The sequence below is a fragment of the Peribacillus deserti genome (assembly GCF_002863585.1).
GTDB classification, from domain to species: domain Bacteria; phylum Bacillota; class Bacilli; order Bacillales; family DSM-1321; genus Paraperibacillus; species Paraperibacillus deserti_A.
The window spans coordinates 1-17,745 of record NZ_PGUY01000007.1 but is presented as its reverse complement, the minus strand read 5'-3'; the positions used below and the strand labels follow the sequence as shown (position 1 = coordinate 17,745).

The 17,745-nt window shown below is 40.2% G+C and carries 17 protein-coding genes, 1 tRNA gene, 1 rRNA gene and 2 pseudogenes; 6 read left to right on the top strand and 15 right to left on the bottom strand.

The window, feature by feature from the left end; all coding sequences use genetic code 11:
- Positions 1-160 precede the first annotated feature (160 nt).
- The 4 genes from CUU66_RS02395 to CUU66_RS02375 form a co-directional block, all read right to left on the bottom strand.
- Positions 161-652, bottom strand: coding sequence for a hypothetical protein (locus CUU66_RS02395; protein WP_101640091.1), 492 nt, complete (start codon positions 650-652; stop codon positions 161-163).
- A 318-nt stretch (positions 653-970) separates the two neighbouring features.
- Positions 971-1,864: a phosphogluconate dehydrogenase (NAD(+)-dependent, decarboxylating) gene (gnd, locus tag CUU66_RS02385; RefSeq protein WP_101640089.1), complete on the bottom strand. Its 894-nt coding sequence runs from the start codon at positions 1,862-1,864 to the stop codon at positions 971-973.
- Between the two features lie 127 nt (positions 1,865-1,991).
- Complete coding sequence (zwf, locus tag CUU66_RS02380; RefSeq protein ID WP_101640088.1) at positions 1,992-3,464, bottom strand: glucose-6-phosphate dehydrogenase; 1,473 nt, start codon at positions 3,462-3,464, stop codon at positions 1,992-1,994.
- Between the two features lie 681 nt (positions 3,465-4,145).
- On the bottom strand, positions 4,146-4,511 hold the full coding sequence (locus tag CUU66_RS02375) for a winged helix-turn-helix transcriptional regulator (protein WP_101640087.1): 366 nt from the start codon (positions 4,509-4,511) through the stop codon (positions 4,146-4,148).
- A gap of 215 nt (positions 4,512-4,726) precedes the next feature.
- On the opposite strand from CUU66_RS02375, the gene hxlA reads away from it, so the two are divergent.
- Complete coding sequence (gene hxlA / locus CUU66_RS02370) at positions 4,727-5,359, top strand: 3-hexulose-6-phosphate synthase (RefSeq protein ID WP_101640086.1); 633 nt, start codon at positions 4,727-4,729, stop codon at positions 5,357-5,359.
- A gap of 8 nt (positions 5,360-5,367) precedes the next feature.
- Positions 5,368-5,925: a 6-phospho-3-hexuloisomerase gene (hxlB, locus tag CUU66_RS02365; RefSeq protein WP_101640085.1), complete on the top strand. Its 558-nt coding sequence runs from the start codon at positions 5,368-5,370 to the stop codon at positions 5,923-5,925.
- Between the two features lie 446 nt (positions 5,926-6,371).
- Here the strand turns inward: hxlB and CUU66_RS02360 are convergent.
- A pseudogene (locus tag CUU66_RS02360) lies at positions 6,372-6,730 on the bottom strand (winged helix-turn-helix transcriptional regulator).
- Between CUU66_RS02360 and CUU66_RS24665 the strand changes: the two are divergent.
- A pseudogene (locus tag CUU66_RS24665) lies at positions 6,708-7,145 on the top strand (helix-turn-helix domain-containing protein); the annotation flags it as partial. The pseudogenes CUU66_RS02360 and CUU66_RS24665 overlap by 23 nt on opposite strands.
- 282 nt (positions 7,146-7,427) lie before the next feature.
- Here the strand turns inward: CUU66_RS24665 and groL are convergent.
- Together groL and groES are read right to left on the bottom strand one after the other, a co-directional pair.
- Positions 7,428-9,065: a chaperonin GroEL gene (groL, locus tag CUU66_RS02350; RefSeq protein WP_101640084.1), complete on the bottom strand. Its 1,638-nt coding sequence runs from the start codon at positions 9,063-9,065 to the stop codon at positions 7,428-7,430.
- 78 nt (positions 9,066-9,143) lie between these two features.
- Positions 9,144-9,428: a co-chaperone GroES gene (gene groES, locus CUU66_RS02345; RefSeq protein ID WP_101640083.1), complete on the bottom strand. Its 285-nt coding sequence runs from the start codon at positions 9,426-9,428 to the stop codon at positions 9,144-9,146.
- A gap of 289 nt (positions 9,429-9,717) precedes the next feature.
- On the opposite strand from groES, the gene CUU66_RS02340 reads away from it, so the two are divergent.
- Both CUU66_RS02340 and CUU66_RS02335 read left to right on the top strand, forming a co-directional pair.
- Positions 9,718-10,452, top strand: coding sequence for a CPBP family intramembrane glutamic endopeptidase (locus tag CUU66_RS02340; RefSeq protein ID WP_101640082.1), 735 nt, complete (start codon positions 9,718-9,720; stop codon positions 10,450-10,452).
- Positions 10,449-10,649 (top strand): YdiK family protein, encoded by a 201-nt coding sequence (locus tag CUU66_RS02335; protein ID WP_101640081.1) that lies wholly within the window; start codon positions 10,449-10,451, stop codon positions 10,647-10,649. The genes CUU66_RS02340 and CUU66_RS02335 overlap by 4 nt, the downstream gene beginning before the upstream one ends.
- 166 nt (positions 10,650-10,815) lie before the next feature.
- Here the strand turns inward: CUU66_RS02335 and CUU66_RS02330 are convergent, their stop codons facing one another.
- Both CUU66_RS02330 and moaC read right to left on the bottom strand, forming a co-directional pair.
- On the bottom strand, positions 10,816-11,472 hold the full coding sequence (locus CUU66_RS02330) for a redox-sensing transcriptional repressor Rex (RefSeq protein ID WP_101640080.1): 657 nt from the start codon (positions 11,470-11,472) through the stop codon (positions 10,816-10,818).
- Positions 11,473-11,508: 36 nt separating this feature from the next.
- Positions 11,509-11,997 (bottom strand): cyclic pyranopterin monophosphate synthase MoaC, encoded by a 489-nt coding sequence (moaC, locus tag CUU66_RS02325; protein WP_101640079.1) that lies wholly within the window; start codon positions 11,995-11,997, stop codon positions 11,509-11,511.
- A gap of 183 nt (positions 11,998-12,180) precedes the next feature.
- Here moaC and CUU66_RS02320 point away from each other — a divergent pair, with 183 nt between their 5' ends.
- On the top strand, positions 12,181-14,109 hold the full coding sequence (locus tag CUU66_RS02320; protein ID WP_101640078.1) for an ABC-F family ATP-binding cassette domain-containing protein: 1,929 nt from the start codon (positions 12,181-12,183) through the stop codon (positions 14,107-14,109).
- A gap of 485 nt (positions 14,110-14,594) precedes the next feature.
- Here CUU66_RS02320 and tsaD read toward each other — a convergent pair whose 3' ends face one another.
- From tsaD to rrf, 6 genes are all read right to left on the bottom strand, one after another.
- Positions 14,595-15,602 carry a tRNA (adenosine(37)-N6)-threonylcarbamoyltransferase complex transferase subunit TsaD gene (gene tsaD, locus CUU66_RS02315; RefSeq protein WP_101640119.1) on the bottom strand — a complete coding sequence of 336 codons (1,008 nt, stop codon included), beginning with the start codon at positions 15,600-15,602 and terminating at the stop codon, positions 14,595-14,597.
- Positions 15,599-16,051, bottom strand: a complete 453-nt coding sequence (gene rimI, locus CUU66_RS02310; RefSeq protein WP_101640077.1) for a ribosomal protein S18-alanine N-acetyltransferase — start codon at positions 16,049-16,051, stop codon at positions 15,599-15,601. Before rimI ends, tsaD begins: the two co-directional genes overlap by 4 nt.
- Before the next feature lie 13 nt (positions 16,052-16,064).
- A complete protein-coding gene (gene tsaB, locus CUU66_RS02305; RefSeq protein ID WP_101640076.1) occupies positions 16,065-16,763 on the bottom strand; it encodes a tRNA (adenosine(37)-N6)-threonylcarbamoyltransferase complex dimerization subunit type 1 TsaB in 699 nt (232 codons plus the stop codon).
- Positions 16,760-17,212, bottom strand: coding sequence for a tRNA (adenosine(37)-N6)-threonylcarbamoyltransferase complex ATPase subunit type 1 TsaE (gene tsaE / locus CUU66_RS02300; RefSeq protein WP_101640075.1), 453 nt, complete (start codon positions 17,210-17,212; stop codon positions 16,760-16,762). The genes tsaB and tsaE overlap by 4 nt, the downstream gene beginning before the upstream one ends.
- Positions 17,213-17,388: 176 nt before the next feature.
- Positions 17,389-17,462 (bottom strand) — tRNA-Met (locus CUU66_RS02295).
- Between the two features lie 164 nt (positions 17,463-17,626).
- A 5S ribosomal RNA gene (rrf, locus tag CUU66_RS02290) occupies positions 17,627-17,743 on the bottom strand.
- Between the last annotated feature and the right edge of the window lie 2 nt (positions 17,744-17,745).

Below are 17,745 nucleotides of genomic sequence, written 5' to 3'. Positions count from 1 at the left end.
GGCATAGTAAAACGTTTCATGTTAGTGCATTCTTCTTTTCTACAGTATATAAGGGAAGTTTTTAAAAACACATGTAAACTCCCCTTCAATTTTGAAAAAATCCTTAGAGGACCTTGTAATTATCAATAGCGTACATTAAGATAGTTAGTATTAAGAAAACTCAATGGTCCCTCTCTACATCGGCACTTAGTATGTCTTCTGCTTTGATTTCAAGTAATATTTCCAAGAATCTTATCGTTCCTGATACTTTTCGAGTGTCTCCCTCATTTTGAACATTCTCCGTTTTCTTTTGTTGGATCAGTTCACTTATTACTTGCTTGAAAGCATTGGTTTTTATCAGCCATTCTCCAACCAGCAGCTTAGTTGAGTCTCTCTCGTGTTCGGTTTTGACAGCAAATAAACTTTCGGTATCTGTCTCTCTTAACGTGATTGAATTAAAATCTTCGCTCATTCGAATCCGAAAATAATTCCTTTCACTATCATAATATTTTCTGTCCCTTAGAAGAAAATACTCTATCCCTAATACTATTTCATAAAAGGGCTCATTATCTAATGGAGAATGGAGTTCTTTTACTTCGATATTCTTCACCATATCTAAATAGGTTTCTAAACCATATTGTGTGTTAATGATTTTTGCATCCAATACGTTCATGATGTCACACCTCAATATTGTTTTATTTTTTTGGCTCTGTCAAACTTGTCTGTTGGCTCCAGGTGCTCGCTTTCCGCGGGCGAACGGGTAGCCTCCTCGGCGCTGTGCGGCTGCGGGGTCTCCCTTGTCCCGTTTTTCCCGCAGGACGTTGAATCATCATCCGTGAATAAGCACCGCACGAGAAAATGTGAATGCATTTTCGAGGAGTCTCGCTCCTTCCGCTTCAATCAACATAGTTGCAATTTTCGGGATATGCCGAACTAAAAATCCAATGAATTTCCGGCTCATTTTAACGAAAGACATATACAGCAGATGACTTTATGATTTTTCCACAGCATGTCCGCCAAATTCATTACGAAGGGCAGCTACCACTTTACCTGTAAATGTATCATTGTCTAATGAACGGTAACGCATTAGTAAAGACATAGCGATAACAGGGGTAGCTGTTTGAAGATCCAAAGCGGTTTCAACTGTCCATTTCCCTTCCCCAGAAGAATACATAATGCCCTTAATTTCATCTAATTTTGCATCTTTAGAAAATGCGCGTTCTGTCAATTCCATGAGCCATGAGCGGATGACAGAACCGTTATTCCACACCCGTGCCACTTTTTCATAGTCAAAATCGAAATCGCTTTTTTCCAGGACTTCGAATCCTTCACCAATGGCGGCCATCATTCCGTATTCTATTCCATTGTGGACCATTTTTAAGAAGTGGCCACTACCAGATTTCCCAGCATATAAATACCCATTATCTACAGCTGTATCTCTAAAAATCGGCTCGACAATGCTCCATGCTTCAGGATCTCCACCAATCATATAACAAGCACCATAGCGAGCACCTTCCATCCCCCCAGAAGTACCGGCATCCATAAAGCTCACTCCAACTTTCTTCATCTGTTCGTAACGACGAATGGATTCCTTATAATGCGAATTACCAGCTTCAATGACGATATCTCCCTCACTTAGAAATGGTGTGATTTCACTAATAACTGAATCAACGACGGAGTGTGGGACCATTATCCAAACAACTCGTGGCTTTTCTAATGATTGAACAAGATCTTGTAAACTGGATGCTCCTTCAACTCCGTATTTTTTAATTTCTTCAATAGCATGTGTATTTAGATCAAACGCCATTACATGGTGTTTATTGTCAATTAAGTTTTTTCCTAAGTTCATACCCATTTTCCCTAATCCAATTAATCCTACTTTCACTTGAGTTTCCTCCTTTAAATTACAAAAAATAGCCTATATTATTATGCTACCCATTTGTTGTTCTTCATGGTCTCCTTATGGAACCATTTGCTCTCTTCATACCAATGGCTTTCCAGGGAGGTGCGGATTAAACTTCCCCCCTAGTTTCCCACCATTTAAAACCATCCTCTTCCAATAATTGCGAAGCAGCTTGTGGTCCCATCGAACCGGCTTGATATAGGTGGAGTGGAAGGTCATTTTCCTCAAACGCCTCTAAAACGGGCTGTACCCATTTCCAAGATAATTCAACTTCGTCCCAATGAGCAAAGAATGTAGAGTCCCCACGCAGAGCATCGAATATTAAGAGTTCGTAAGCTTCTGGTATGTCTTTTGTACTTGCTGAGAAGTCAACAATTATCGGCTCCAAATTTCCATTTGTTAAATTTTTGCTATTTAATTGCATCGACACACCCTCAATTGGACTTACTTTGAAAACTAATAGATTGGGTTCTGCAAATTGATTCTCGTTAGTAAACACATTTTTCGTTGGACTCTTGAATTCAATTACAATCCGCGTCGACTTTTCCTTCATTCTTTTTCCTGTCCGGATATAAAATGGCACCCCATCCCAGAATGAACTATCAATCCATAAACGAGCAGCCACAAATGTATCGTTTGTGGAAGAAGCATTCACTCCAGGTTCTTCTAAATATCCGACTACAGGTTTACCCTTTATTTCGCCCGGTCCATATTGACCACGAACAACGTGGATACCTACAGTATCTCTCTGTACTGGCCGAAGAGAGTCCATAACTTTTCTTTTCACTGTACGGATATCGTTCGTGCTCATCTGTTTTGGCTGATGCATGGCCGTCATCATCAACAGCTGCATCATATGATTTTGGACCATATCACGAATAGCCCCTGCTTTTTCATAATAACTAGCTCTCTCTTCTACACCAACCGTTTCACTAGCCGTTATTTGCACATTGGCAATATACCGATTGTTCCATAGTGATTGCAGCACAGGGTTGGCAAATTCTAAAGCTTCAAGGTTTTGAACCATCGGTTTTCCAAGATAATGGTCAATCCGGAAAATTTCGTCTTCTTCAAAAGCTTTGCTTAGTATTTCATTTAAATCTTGAGCAGATTTTAAATCACGCCCAAAAGGTTTTTCGATCATTAATCGTTTCCATCCTTTTGTCGATCCTAATCCACTCTCCTTGATGTTCAAAGCAATTACATCAAAGAATTCAGGAGCAACAGATAGATAGAACATTCGATTCTCTTTAATGTTCCGCTCTCTTTCATTTTGTTGAACGAGTTGGAGTAACTTTTTATACCCTTCAGCATTTGTTACATCTAATTGGCTATAACGGAATTCCATGGAAAATTCTTCTTTTTTGGATTTGTCATTTAACAAATGTCTGGAAAAAGTGAATAATGATTCTTTTACATGTGTTTGAAAATCCACATCAGACAATTCCTCTAAACCTACACCAATAACTAAAAAACTGTCAGGCAATTTTTGATCCAGATATAAATTAAACAAGGCGGGGAAAATTTTTCTCTTGGCTAAATCCCCTGTTGCCCCAAATAAGACAAAAGTCATAGAATCCACTTTTTATTCCTCCACTTCTTCAAAACATTTTCAAAAAGAAAAATCCCTTAATTTCTTTATTTTTAATACACAACAACAAGGATTTTCACTAATGCCTTATCCTGCTTTTGAATGTGAGTTTCGTTTCACTCTCCCAACCTGTACGATAAAAATGATATCTCTTAATTGAGCATGACCACATTTTGGACAGGAATCTCTCCTCTCGCATATGTTTTGTTAAAGCAAAACAGCATGCAAGCAAAAATTAATAAAAACGTGTTGATATATTTTATTGGACTACCACTATATTCTAATGACCTATCATCATTAATATCCTTTTGATGATCTAATGAGTTTGTTGTTTTTTTGTAGTATCCCCTAATCTAACAATTACTTGAGCCAAATTAGTATATTCCCTATGTTTTATTTTTGTAAGTACGCACTTTATTAACATATAGGTACATTGATATAACATAGTATAAAAAATAATACTATTGATAGGACTACCAAGAGTAAAAAAGCCAAGGGCAGCGACTATACATAAATCGCTGCCATTGGCTTTTTAGTTACTGATTCCTTTAATGAATGTAGTATTTTTTCTCCAATCTTGTTTAATGCGTATCGATACGAGAAAAAGTGAAACTTCCATTTGTAGGCTTTTACTGCCCGTTAATGCGAATCCTAAAAGAAGGGATTATTTTTCTACTTGATAGCCTCTTTTCTTTCTGCCTGGTCCCCAACGACATTCTCCATATAGTTTTCACCCCAATTATACATAGAATCAAGAATCGGCATCAGGCTTTTACCTTGTTCTGTCAGTGAATACTCCACTTTCGGAGGTACAATTGGATAAACTTCGCGATGAACAATCAGATCTTCTTCCAGCTCGCGAAGCTGGTTAACAAGCATTCTTTGGGTAATGCCCGGCATGAGAGCCTTCAGTTCACCAAAACGCTGGTTCCCTTCCTTGCCGAGGTGCCACAAAATAAGCATCTTCCATTTACCGCCAATAATAGAAAGGGTCAATTCCTTTTCACAGTCAAATGTTTTATCCTGTATCCTTGACATTCATATCACTTCCGACTTGTATTATAACCAATAGTATACTTTTTATCACTATGTAAAAATAATGTGCGTACTTCCAATAATTTAACACACCCAGTAAAATGGCATCTGTAACATGGTTAAAGGAGAACTTTGGTTACACTTGCCTGAGACCTAATTTGGGGAATTGGGCATTATTAATACTGTTATACAAAAAAATTATCAGGAGTGAAGTATAGATGGAATTACAATTAGCATTAGATTTAGTTAACATTCCACAAGCAATTGAACTGGTGAAAGAAGTGGAAGAGCATATTGATATCGTAGAAATCGGAACGCCGGTTGTTATTAATGAAGGTCTTAGAGCAGTAAAAGAAATGAAAGAAGCTTTCCCTTCATTAAAAGTGTTAGCAGACCTAAAAATTATGGATGCAGCCGGATATGAGGTCATGAAGGCATCTGAAGCTGGCGCTGATATCATCACTATCCTTGGAGCAGCTGAAGATATGTCAATCAAAGGTGCTGTTGAAGAAGCTAAAAAACAAGGCAAAAAAATCCTTGTTGATATGATCGCTGTGAAGGATCTTGAAACTCGTGCTCAAGAAGTGGATGCGTTTGGCGTTGACTACATCTGTGTACACACTGGATACGATCTTCAGGCAGTTGGGAAAAATTCTTTTGAAGACCTTCAAACCATTAAACGTGTTGTTAAAAATGCAAAAACTGCAGTTGCAGGCGGCATTAAATTAGAAACACTTTCGGAAGTCATAAAAGCACAACCTGACCTTGTCATTGTTGGTGGCGGTATCACTGGACAAACTGATATTAAAGGTGCAGCTGCCCAAATGCAAAAATTGGTTAAACAAGGCTAATACCAATTATGCAGACTACTCAATATTTAGCTGAAATCATAAAAGAACTTAATCGTACAGTAAAATTAATAGCTGACGAAGAAGCTGAAAAACTGGTTAACGGGATTCTTGAATCAGAGAAGGTCTTTGTAGCTGGTGCAGGAAGATCTGGGCTTATGGGTAAATCCTTTGCAATGCGAATGATGCACATGGGGATAGATGCTTATGTGATTGGCGAAACCGTAACCCCTAACTTTGAAAAGGATGATATTTTGATCATCGGATCAGGTTCAGGAGAAACAAAAAGTTTGGTCTCCATGGCTGCGAATGCAAAAAACATCGGTGGGACTATTGCAACAGCAACAATATTTCCTGAATCCACCATCGGAAAATTAGCGGATATCGCAATAAAATTGCCTGGCTCGCCCAAAGACCAGTCAGAAGGCGACTATAAAACAATCCAGCCGATGGGCTCTCTTTTTGAGCAAACTCTCTTACTTTTTTACGATGCTGTGATCCTGAGGTTCATGGACAAAAAAGGCTTAGATACCAATACGATGTACGGCAAACATGCCAATTTGGAATAAAGTAGTAAACCATTTATCCAAATTAACACCATTTGTTTTCGGGCTATCTTAACAATTAATGATAAGGCTAATTCTGAGAAGACACCAGTGAGTCAACGAAGATGTAAAATAAAAAAAACACTTTAAAATAATAATGGTCTTGTTCCCATCAAGTAGACAATGTAAAAAAACTATTCAATTAGCGCGTGCCGATATTCAATTGGCGCGCGTTTTTTAGTTTGTTTTGAGTTCGTTTGTCATTGTGGTGATCCCGTAAATCCTGTTCCTGCCTAGCCTTTTCTTTACATTGTGGCTGAGTTGCTTTCCATTTATAATAGCTTGAACGGTTGATATAGTCGATTTCCAATAACAAGGTGATAGGGTACGTTCCCCTTAGCCACTGCACAAAAAAGACCACAACTCTTGACTTTTTAACGTCTACTTGTGGTCTTTAGTTGGAAGGATTGCTATTTAATAGACGCTTTATTTGCTGGAGTGCCCATCACATTTTCCATATAGTTTTTTCCCCACTTGTACATAGAATCCAGAATCGGGAGCAAAGTATGTCCTTCTTAGTGAGTGAATACTCTACTTTTGGCGGAACAACTGGGTATACTTGACGTTTTACAATAAAATCATCTTCCAGCTCCCGCAGCTGATTCACCAGCATTCTTTGCGTAATGCCCGGCATAAGGGCTTTTAATTCGCCAAACCGCTTGGTCCCTTCTTTGCCTAAATGCCATAAAATAAGCATTTTCCACTTCCCGCCAATAACCGAAAGGGTCAATTCTTTTTCACAGTTAATTTTAGATGCACCAGAGGATATTCCCGTACTCGCACCTTAGTGATCCGTGAAATTCTATACCGAATACTACAGGATGAACAAGGTGATTCTGTAAAACAGACAGCAATGATCGGTAGTCATGCGCAGCGTATCGCCAAAGTGATTCATATGATAAAGCAAGATTTTGCTAAGCCTTTGCGCATTGAAGAACTAGCTTTAACCGCTAACATGAGTTCTTCATCTTGCATGATCATTTTAAACAAGTTACGAGATTGAGTCCTTTGCAATATCAAAAACAATTAAGGTTACAAGAGGCTAGTTGCCTCATGCTTTCTGAGACAGAGGAAGCTGCAAATGCTGCATTCAAGTTGGATATGAGAGTCCTTCTCAATTCAGTCGTGAATATGCTCGATTGTTCGGTCTGGCCCCTTTCAGCGATATAAAACGCTTTCGTTAATCATAACTCTTCACTTGTCCCTTTTGATTGAAGCAGGAGTAGCAGTATAGGAGGTTAAGGAGAATTCAAGACATTCAGCATTAATGGGACTATGATGTTTCTGCTCATACACTGCCCACAATGAAGAAAAGGCCTCCCACCAGTTCAGTGAACTGATGAAAGACCTTCTCTGATAAGATGGGTTTTGTGAAAAAAGCGAGCATTTTTTGCTTACTATGAGTAAAAGTATGAGCAATTATACCCACTTAAAAACCCCTATATAGTAAGCCTTTTTGATGCTTATTACATCATGCCGCCCATTCCACCCATGCCGCCCATGCCGCCCATATCAGGCATGCCGCCAGCATTTTCATCTGGTTTGTCAGCAACTACAGCTTCAGTTGTTAAGAACATAGCTGCAACAGATGCCGCGTTTTGTAGTGCAGAACGTGTAACTTTAGTTGGGTCAACGATACCGGAGTCGATCATGTTTACCCATTCGCCAGTTGCAGCGTTGAAGCCTGTGCCGACTTCTTCGCGTTTTAGGCGTTCTACGATTACAGAACCTTCAAGGCCTGCATTGTGAGCAATCTGGCGTACAGGCTCTTCGATTGCACGAAGAACGATGTTCACACCAGTAGCAGTATCGCCGTCTGCTTCAATGCCTGCAATACGGTTGTATACGTTAAGAAGGGCAGTACCGCCACCTGCTACGATACCTTCTTCAACTGCAGCACGAGTAGAGTTCAGAGCATCTTCAATGCGAAGCTTGCGCTCTTTAAGTTCAGTTTCAGTAGCAGCACCAACTTTGATTACTGCAACTCCGCCAGCTAATTTAGCAAGACGTTCTTGTAGCTTTTCACGGTCGAATTCAGAAGTTGTTTCTTCTAATTGAACACGGATTTGGTTTACGCGGCCAGAAATTTGCGCGCTGTCTCCAGCACCTTCAACGATTGTTGTGTTTTCTTTAGAAACCACAACTTTAGCTGCGCGGCCAAGGGATTCAATAGAAGCAGATTTAAGGTCACGGCCTAATTCTTCAGTGATGACTTCACCGCCAGTTAATGCAGCGATGTCTTCAAGCATTGCCTTACGGCGGTCACCGAAGCCAGGAGCCTTAACAGCAACTGCGTTGAATGTTCCGCGAAGTTTGTTCACAACAAGTGTCGCAAGAGCTTCACCTTCAACATCTTCCGCAATCAATAGCAATGGTTTGCCTTGCTGTACTACCTGCTCAAGCACTGGAAGGATTTCCTGGATGCTTGCGATTTTTTTATCAGTGATTAAAATGTATGGATTATCAAGAACTGCTTCCATTTTGTCAGAATCAGTTACCATGTAAGGAGAAGCATATCCACGGTCGAACTGCATACCTTCTACAACATTCAATTCAGTAGTGAATCCTTTAGATTCTTCAATTGTGATTACACCGTCGTTTCCAACGCGCTCCATAGCTTCAGCAATCAATTGTCCTACTTCTTCGTCGGCAGAGGAGATAGCCGCAACTTGTGCGATAGAAGCTTTGCTTTCGATTGGCTTAGAGATAGCTTTCAGCTCTTCGATAGCAACCGTTACAGCTTTTTCAATACCTTTGCGGATGCCCATTGGGTTAGCACCAGCTGTTACGTTCTTTAATCCTTCGCGGATCATAGCCTGAGCTAAAACAGTAGCAGTCGTTGTACCGTCACCGGCAACATCGTTTGTTTTGCTGGCAACTTCAGCAACCAGCTTAGCACCCATATTTTCAAATGCATCTTCTAATTCAATTTCTTTCGCGATCGTTACACCGTCATTAGTAATAAGCGGAGAACCGAATTTCTTCTCAAGAACCACGTTGCGTCCTTTTGGTCCAAGTGTTACTTTAACAGCATTTGCAAGAGCGTCTACCCCACGCAGCATAGAGCGGCGGGCTTCTTCACTAAATTTAATATCTTTAGCCATTGTTTCATTACCTCCCTGAAATTATAAAAAGTAAGTATTAAACATAAACTAAATCTAAGTATGTTTTATGGAAAATGATTAGCCGATTACAGCTAAAATATCACTTTCACGAAGAATTAAGTATTCATTGCCTTCGTATTTCACTTCAGTTCCAGCATACTTTGAGAAGATGATTCGATCGCCTTCCGAAACCTCTAAAGCGACTTTTTCACCGTTATCTAGAACACGTCCTGTTCCAACAGATACAACTTTTCCTTCTGAAGGCTTTTCTTTTGCAGTATCCGGCAATACGATACCGCTTGCAGTTTTTTCTTCAGATTGAACAAGTTCAATTACTACGCGATCACCTAATGGTCTTAACAATTGAAACAACCTCCTCAAATATAGGTAAGTAAGATTTGAATTATTAGCACTCGGCGACTTAGAGTGCTAACACCAATTATTATATTAAATAAAACCAACCATTTTTGCAAGCATGAAGCTAAACTTTTTTCAACACTGGGATTAATTTTCTTTCGTTACCAGATTAAGACTAATATAGTATAGTCTTATTAGGACATGTTCAGACTTAATTATTTGAACAACTTCCAAACAGTTAGTAAAATGGCCTTTATATGAGGTATAAAAGTCAGACAAAAGGAGACCACATATATTGAAAAGAGAGTACTGGCTTGTCATTATTGTGTATGTTGCCATGCAGCTTTCTGGCATAATTGGCGTTCCCATATTAGGACTTATCCAAAGAAACGCAGGGCTGCCAGCTGAAAGGGTAAGTTTAACTGCGGGTGCCTACTGGATTGTAATCAGCTTTATTGCAGCATTGATTATCATACTATTGCTGCTCCGTAAGGATATGAAAAAAAATATGTACGCACGGGAAGCTGCGCCTGTTACAGCCTCAATCCTTTGGGCCATAGGCGGTGTATTCATTTCCTTATTTGCACAGTCTATTGCAGGGAACATTGAGCGGCTCATCGGAATCGATCCGGGTTCTGAGAATACGAAGCAGATTGTGCAGCTGATTGAAGCGGTCCCTCTGGTAATTGTGGTCAGTTCAATAATCGGCCCCATTCTAGAAGAAATAGTGTTTCGTAAAATCATTTTTGGGGCTTTATATAAGAGATTTAACTTTATTATATCGGCCCTGATCAGTTCACTTATATTCGGCCTGGTACACGGTGAACCGGCTCACCTGCTTTTATATTCAGCAATGGGCTTTTCGTTTGCATTTTTATATGTAAAAACAAAAAGAATCATTGTTCCGATCTTCGCCCACGTGGCTATGAATACACTGGTGGTTATTGTTCAGAGTGTCTATAAAGATGATATTGAAAAAATGATGAATGATGCAGAGAAGGTTCAAGGCTTTATAGGAGGAATTTTATGAGAAAGCAGTCGCCATTATTTATGGCAGTCATATATTTAGGACTTGGTATATTATTTACTGTGTTTGCTACACAGAATGTCTCGCAGACAGGCTGGGGATTTTTCTCCTATTTTCTTGTCTTTTTGGCAACACTCGACTTTGCATCAGCAATAAGAATGTTTGCACTCTACTTTAAATTAAGGAAATTGACTAAATAAAAAGGAGCCTTTCGAGGGCTCCTTTTTTTATATGGCTATAATAAAGCCGATGTTTAGAATTATGTTGATTATAATAGGAGGTTAAGGGAAGCATATACGCCAATGGGGTTCCCGTACTTCCTGCAGAAACCTGGTTCCGCTGGCTGCAATCACTAGGACAGAGCTTTTACAATAATTCTTTTTCTGTTATAGGATAATGTTTCAAGAAGTATACAAAGGATTGTAATTCAACAGCAAGGTCTATGTGGTGAACCCTTATGGACGGAGGGACATTTAAACGTGCAGGTGTAAAATTCAAAACTCCCTTGATATTCGCCTCGACGAGAGAATCCGTGATCGGCTGGGCAACGGGAGCCGGAACAGTCAAAATGGCGACTGTTATCCCTTCCTCAATCAGCTTCTCCTGAAGCTCATCCATATGATAGATTGGAACATCTCCTATCGCTGTTCCTACCTTGCTTTCATCAACATCAAAGCCAATTTCTATTTTGGTATTATTATTTTTCAGGAAGTTATAGTTTAGGAATGCCGTCCCAAGGTTTCCCACCCCGATAAGAGCAACTTTTGTCAGTTCATCCTGGTCGAGAGTCTTCCGGAAAAAGCCCAGCAGATAGTTTACGTTATATCCATACCCTTTTTTTCCCAGTGCACCAAAATAGGAAAAATCCCTACGGATGGTCGCTGAATCTACTTTAACTGCCTCACTCAGTTCAGCAGAAGAGACTCTCTGCTTCCCCTGAGAGTGTAAATTATTTAAAAAACGATAATAAAGCGGCAGCCTTCTTGCAGTAGCTTGAGGTATTTTCACTTGTTCTTGAGCCATAGCTGTTTCCCCTTTTACATTTCATTGATATACCTTTTATGGATTCCTTGTAAAATCCCTGCTTGAAACCCCGCCTGTTTTTTCGACAAGGAAAGTGGGACCAATGATCATGCCTTTGTCTAAAGCCTTACACATATCATATACGGTCAAAGCCGCGGCCGATACGGCTGTCAGCGCTTCCATTTCAACACCAGTATTTCCCTTCGTCTTAACAGAACCGGTAATAATCAGTTCATACCCGTTTTCTTTAGGTTCCCATCTAAAAGAAATGTCAACGCCGTTAATAGGAATAGGATGGCACATCGGAATGATGCTTGATGTATTTTTACATGCCATTATGCCTGCTACCTGGGCCACTGAAAGGACGTCGCCCTTTTTTAGTTCACGATTTTCTATTTTTGTATAGATTTCTTGATTGATCGTAATGCTTGATTGAGCAATCGCCGTCCGTACGGTCTCCGGTTTATGGCTTACGTCCACCATACGTGCTCGTCCCTGCTCATTAAAGTGTGTGAGTTCTCCCAAAATAATCGCCTCTCTTTCGATGATACACTATTTATTTAAATCTGTGTATGATGTTCTGTTAAATATATCACAAAGAATATTTCCAGTCTTATTAGAGCTAATATATTAATTCCTTCTACCTATCTTATACTTTCCCCTTTGGCATGAAATAAGGTAAACTAACGGTATATTGAGGTGAATACAATGATCTTACTTCAGGTAAATTCTTTAACGAAATACTACGGAGCCGAAGTGGCTCTTTCTAATATTAAACTCGAAATCCAAAATCGGGACAGAGTTGCTCTTGTAGGCAGAAATGGAGCAGGTAAATCAACTCTCCTAAAGATTATAGCAGGTTTCTTATCTTATGATAGCGGGGAAATAATCAAACCGAAAGATGTAACGATTGGTTACCTCGCACAGGATACAGGTCTGGAATCCTCTTTATCCATCTGGGATGAAATGCTTACGGTGTTTGAACCTCTTCGGAACCTTGAAAAAGAACTGCGGAGGCTCGAAACGAGTATGGCTGATCCTGATACGTATAACAATGAGGCAAGGTATCAAAAAATCCTGAAAGAATATGATTCAGCACAGATTCAATTCAAGGAACTGGGCGGCTATCAATACGAGGCAGATATCCGTTCCATCCTGCACGGTCTTCAGTTCTCCAAGTTTGATCCTAAGACTAAAATATCTACTCTGAGCGGCGGACAGAAAACCCGGCTGGCCCTCGGGAAGCTGCTGCTTACAAAACCTGACATTCTCATACTGGATGAGCCGACAAACCATTTAGACATTGAGACGCTTACCTGGCTTGAACAATATCTGCAGGGGTATTCTGGATCTGTTTTAATTGTATCGCATGACCGGTATTTTTTGGACAAGGTGGTCAATCAGGTATACGAAATATCAAGGACGTCCATAAAAAAATACATTGGAAATTACTCGCAGTACCTGATTTTTAAAGCGGAAGATTTCGAACGGGAATTGAAACAATACGAAAAACAACAGGATGAAATCGAAAAGCTGAAAGATTTTGTTCAGAAAAACATTGCCAGGGCTTCCACCACTAAACGAGCTCAAAGCCGAAGAAAGCAGCTCGAAAAAATTCAAGTGATGGACAGGCCGCAAGGTGAAGAAAAATCGGCTTCTTTTAGATTTGGTATTGATCGGCCAAGTGGTAATGAGGTACTTAATCTATCCAGCTTGGCAATTGGTTATGACAATGCACCTGTATCTCAGAATATCTCGTTCAGAATCTCGAAGGGCGAGAGCATAGCACTTGTTGGTCCAAACGGAATAGGTAAATCCACATTACTTAAGACCATCATTCGTGCAATGCCTGCCCTGGACGGATCGTTCCACATAGGGACGAATGTAAAGATAGGCTACTATGACCAAAATCAGGCAAATCTTAAATCCAATAAACGAGTGCTAAATGAGTTGTGGGATGAATATCCAGGTGAAAATGAAAAAGATATCCGGACCGTCCTCGGCAACTTTTTATTTTCAGGCGATGATGTTCTCAAACCTGTTTCAGCATTAAGCGGCGGCGAAAAAGCCCGCCTGGCACTGGCCAAACTGATGATGGAAAAAGCCAATTTGTTAATCTTGGACGAACCGACAAACCATTTGGATCTGGATAGCAAAATTGTATTAGAAAATGCCTTAGTGGATTATCCGGGAACCATATTATTCGTATCGCATGACCGGTATTTCATTAATAGAATTGCTTCAAAAGTTATCGAGCTTTCTAAAAATGGTTCAGAGGAATTTCTCGGTGATTACGACTATTATATGATGAAAAAACAGGAACAGCAGGAAATAGCCGCTATAGAAGGCAGACAGCCTGCTGCTGAGCCTAAGCCTCATAAAACGTCTCATAAAATAGATAAAGAAGCTCAAAAGCTAGAACGTCAGAGAAGAAGAAGACTAGAGGAAATAGAAGCGGCCATTGATATACTTGAGCCTCGAATCAAGGAATATAATGAGCAGCTGTGCAATCCGGAAATCTTTCAAGATCATGAAAAAGTGCTGGAGATTAACTCAAAACTAGAGTCTGTACAAAAAGAATTAGACGAGATTTTGGAAGAATGGGCTGAAATCGAGGAGCTATTATTAGAAAGCTAAGCCGGAGTGATTGCTCCGGTTTTTTATATGAAAGGAACTGGATGTATGCAGATAGACATAATCGGAGGCTGAATATTGATGTATTCTCTCAAAGCGGCTGGTGAAATAATCGAAGGTGAGCAGCTTAAAATATGTATGGCTTTAAGCTAGTATTGTACCCATTACAGAATCCTTGCTCGCAAACCAATTAAATTTCCCTCTACTTTCCTTAAGCTTGTACATTTTACTCTTATACCACCTTCATTTCTTTCTCAAAGGTAAAATTTATACTTTTTATACACATTATTATCCACACCAGAACCAAGGATAAATAAGCTATCAACACACTTTTCCACATTATCCACATTAAATAAGTGGTTTATCCACAAAACTAACAGTTATCAACACACAAAATTCATCCTTATAAAAAGTTATACACAAAATTTTTAGAAAATTGACTATATCCACAAAAAAATGGTCTCCTGTTAATAAGGAGACCACTTTTCTTACATTTCTAGACCTGGATTAGCATTTAAAGCTAAATCAGACCTTTTGCCCTTTTCATATAACACACTGCCCACTGCGGCTATCATAGCTGCATTGTCTGTACATAAATATAAAGGCGGTATAATCAGCTCAACTGCTGGGATATCAGCAAAAGCATCCGTAAGCGCCGATCTGAGCCCTTTATTGGCTGCCACTCCACCTGCAAGCAATACTTGTTTAACATCATATTCCCTGGCTGCTCTAAGAGTTTTCCCGACTAAGACCTCGATCACGCTTTCCTGGAAACTTGCAGCTAAATCAGCGGGATTAATCTGTTCTCCACGCTGTTCAGCGTTATGCAAGGTGTTAATTACAGCAGATTTCAGTCCGCTAAAGCTGAAATCATAAGAACCTTCTTCCAGCCAGGATCTCGGAAGCTTAATTACAGGCTCTCCCTCGTGTGCCAGACGGTCAATATGAGGGCCGCCCGGATATGGCATACTTAAAGTCCTTGCTACCTTATCATACGCCTCTCCTGCTGCATCGTCCCTGGTTTCGCCGATTACCTCGAATGAAGCATGTTCTTTCATATAGACTAATTCAGTATGCCCGCCGGACACGACTAGAGCAATCAGAGGAAACTTTAATTCAGTTACCAGACGGTTGGCATAGATATGGCCGGAAATATGATGAACCCCTATTAGAGGGATATTATGTGCGAAGGAAAGAGCCTTAGCAGCATTTACTCCTATAAGCAGTGCTCCCACAAGACCGGGCCCCTCTGTTACAGCTATTGCATCAATGTTGCTGTATTCTATTCCGGCCTGCCTAAGAGCTTCTTCTATAACAAAGGTAATTTCTTCAACATGATGTCTAGAAGCGATTTCAGGAACTACTCCTCCAAAACGCTTATGGCTTTCTATTTGGGAAGCAACCACATTTGCGATAATATCTCTGCCATTTTTCACAACGGCTACAGCTGTTTCATCACAGCTTGTCTCAATACCTAAAATAATTTGATCCTTCATCTTAAATTCACCCACATTACTAATGCATCCTCATAGTTATCTGTATAATAGCTTTTTCTTATTCCGCCATTTTGAAATCCTAATTTCCTATATAAAGACTGCGCAGCTATATTACTGACTCTAACCTCCAGAGTTACGGTAAGTGACCCCATATTCCGCACAGTCTGAATCATTTTGACTAATAATGCCTCTCCCAGCTTCCGCCCGCGGAATTGGGGTAAAATCGCGATATTTGTGATATGGGCTTCATCAAGCACTACCCAAGCACCGCAATACCCGATAATTCTGTCTTGTTCTTCTAGAACCAGATAAACAGCATGCTTATTATTAAGCAGTTCGTTCATAAACGCTTCCCTGCTCCAGGGGAGAGAAAAGGAAAGATGCTCGACTTCTAAAACCTGGTCAATGTCCCCAATATTCATTAATCGATAAGTTAAAGTATTCCCCATTGTTCTCTCTTCCTTATAATGAATTATTTTGCTGTTCCAGCCATTTACTTTCTGCTTCAGCCAGACGGATATAATTAGGGACAAATGTATGAATATCCTCATCTGGCTTTGATAAGCCAAGAAATGCTAACTCACTTGGGCGGGGATTGTACATAGAAATGGATCCAAATACAGATGCATCCCCTAAAATGTCGTTCACAGTATCTTGATGTATCGGTACATCGTTGCCCAAAAATAGAACCGGCTTTGCCAGATCCTTTAACGATTGAGCCCAGTCAGAGAGCAGGATATTCTGGTCTTCCCTGACACTTCTAAGAACTCCGTCCCTAAATTCATATAGTCCTGTATATACCTGGCCCCGCCGTGCATCAAATAGGGGTGAGATGAGCCCGTTAAAAAAGCGGCCGTTCGCAGCAAGTGTCTCCAGGCTCGATACTCCAGCTAGAGGAATCTTCAAAGTCCAAGCAAGCGTTTTTGCAATAGTGACTCCAATACGTACTCCAGTATATGAACCAGGACCTTTAGCAACTACTATTTTATCTAATTCTGTTGGTTTTACACTACATTCATTCAATAGTGCCTCTATACAGGGCATCACCCGGACAGAATGGTTCTTTTGCAAGTTAGTGATATATTCACCTAGAACTTTCCCCTCTTCTATTAAGGCAATCCCCATAACATAGTTGGACGTATCGATAGCTAATACTTTCATTTAAAAATCTCCTTGCATAAATCTTCATATCTTTTTCCAGCCGGTGAAAAGACAAGACGTCTAGAATTATTCTCATGATGGTAAATGTGTATATGCAATATTTCCACTGGCAGCTGATTCTCAATAAGATGAGCCCATTCTACAATGGATACTCCCTCACCCATAAAATATTCGTCGAAGCCCAAGTCTTCTTCCTCATCCTCCATACGGTACACATCCATATGATATAAAGGCAGACGCCCTTTGTATTCTTTAATAATGGTAAAGGTAGGACTATTGACATTTCTAGTGATACCCAGCCCTTTAGCTATCCCCTTTGTAAAAGCAGTCTTGCCAGCCCCAAGGTCCCCTTCGAGGGCTATAACGTCACCTGGCATTAAATGGCCTGATAAGTGAACAGCAAAAGCCGTTGTTTCTTCCACATTTTTAGTTATGATTTCATATGTCATATATTCACCTGATTATAAAGTTTTCTCATGCTATAAAAAAACCTTAGGAGGAGAAGCATCTTCCTAAGGAAAAAGATTGATATATGTAGTTTACCTTATTTTACTGAAAAGAGACAAATCATCTCATGGATTCAATAAAAAAAGCGAAACAGAGTTTCGCTTTTTTAGTCATATGATTGCGGGGACAGGATTTGAACCTGCGACCTTCGGGTTATGAGCCCGACGAGCTACCAGACTGCTCCACCCCGCGACGATAATAAGTATTAAATTTTTCCTTATGCTTTATATTTTCCCGACTGTCCCGATTTCAGAAAGAATCCCAAGCAGCAGCTCAATCGGTACAACTCGCAGAATTGACATGGAGGTTATGCTCGTTGCTCCACCCCGCGACGGTAATAAGATATTTAAAATCCTGCCTGGCAGCGTCCTACTCTCACAGGGGGAGAGCCCCCAACTACCATCGGCGCAAAAGAGCTTAACTTCCGTGTTCGGGATGGGAACGGGTGTGGCCTCTTCGCCATAACTACCAGACA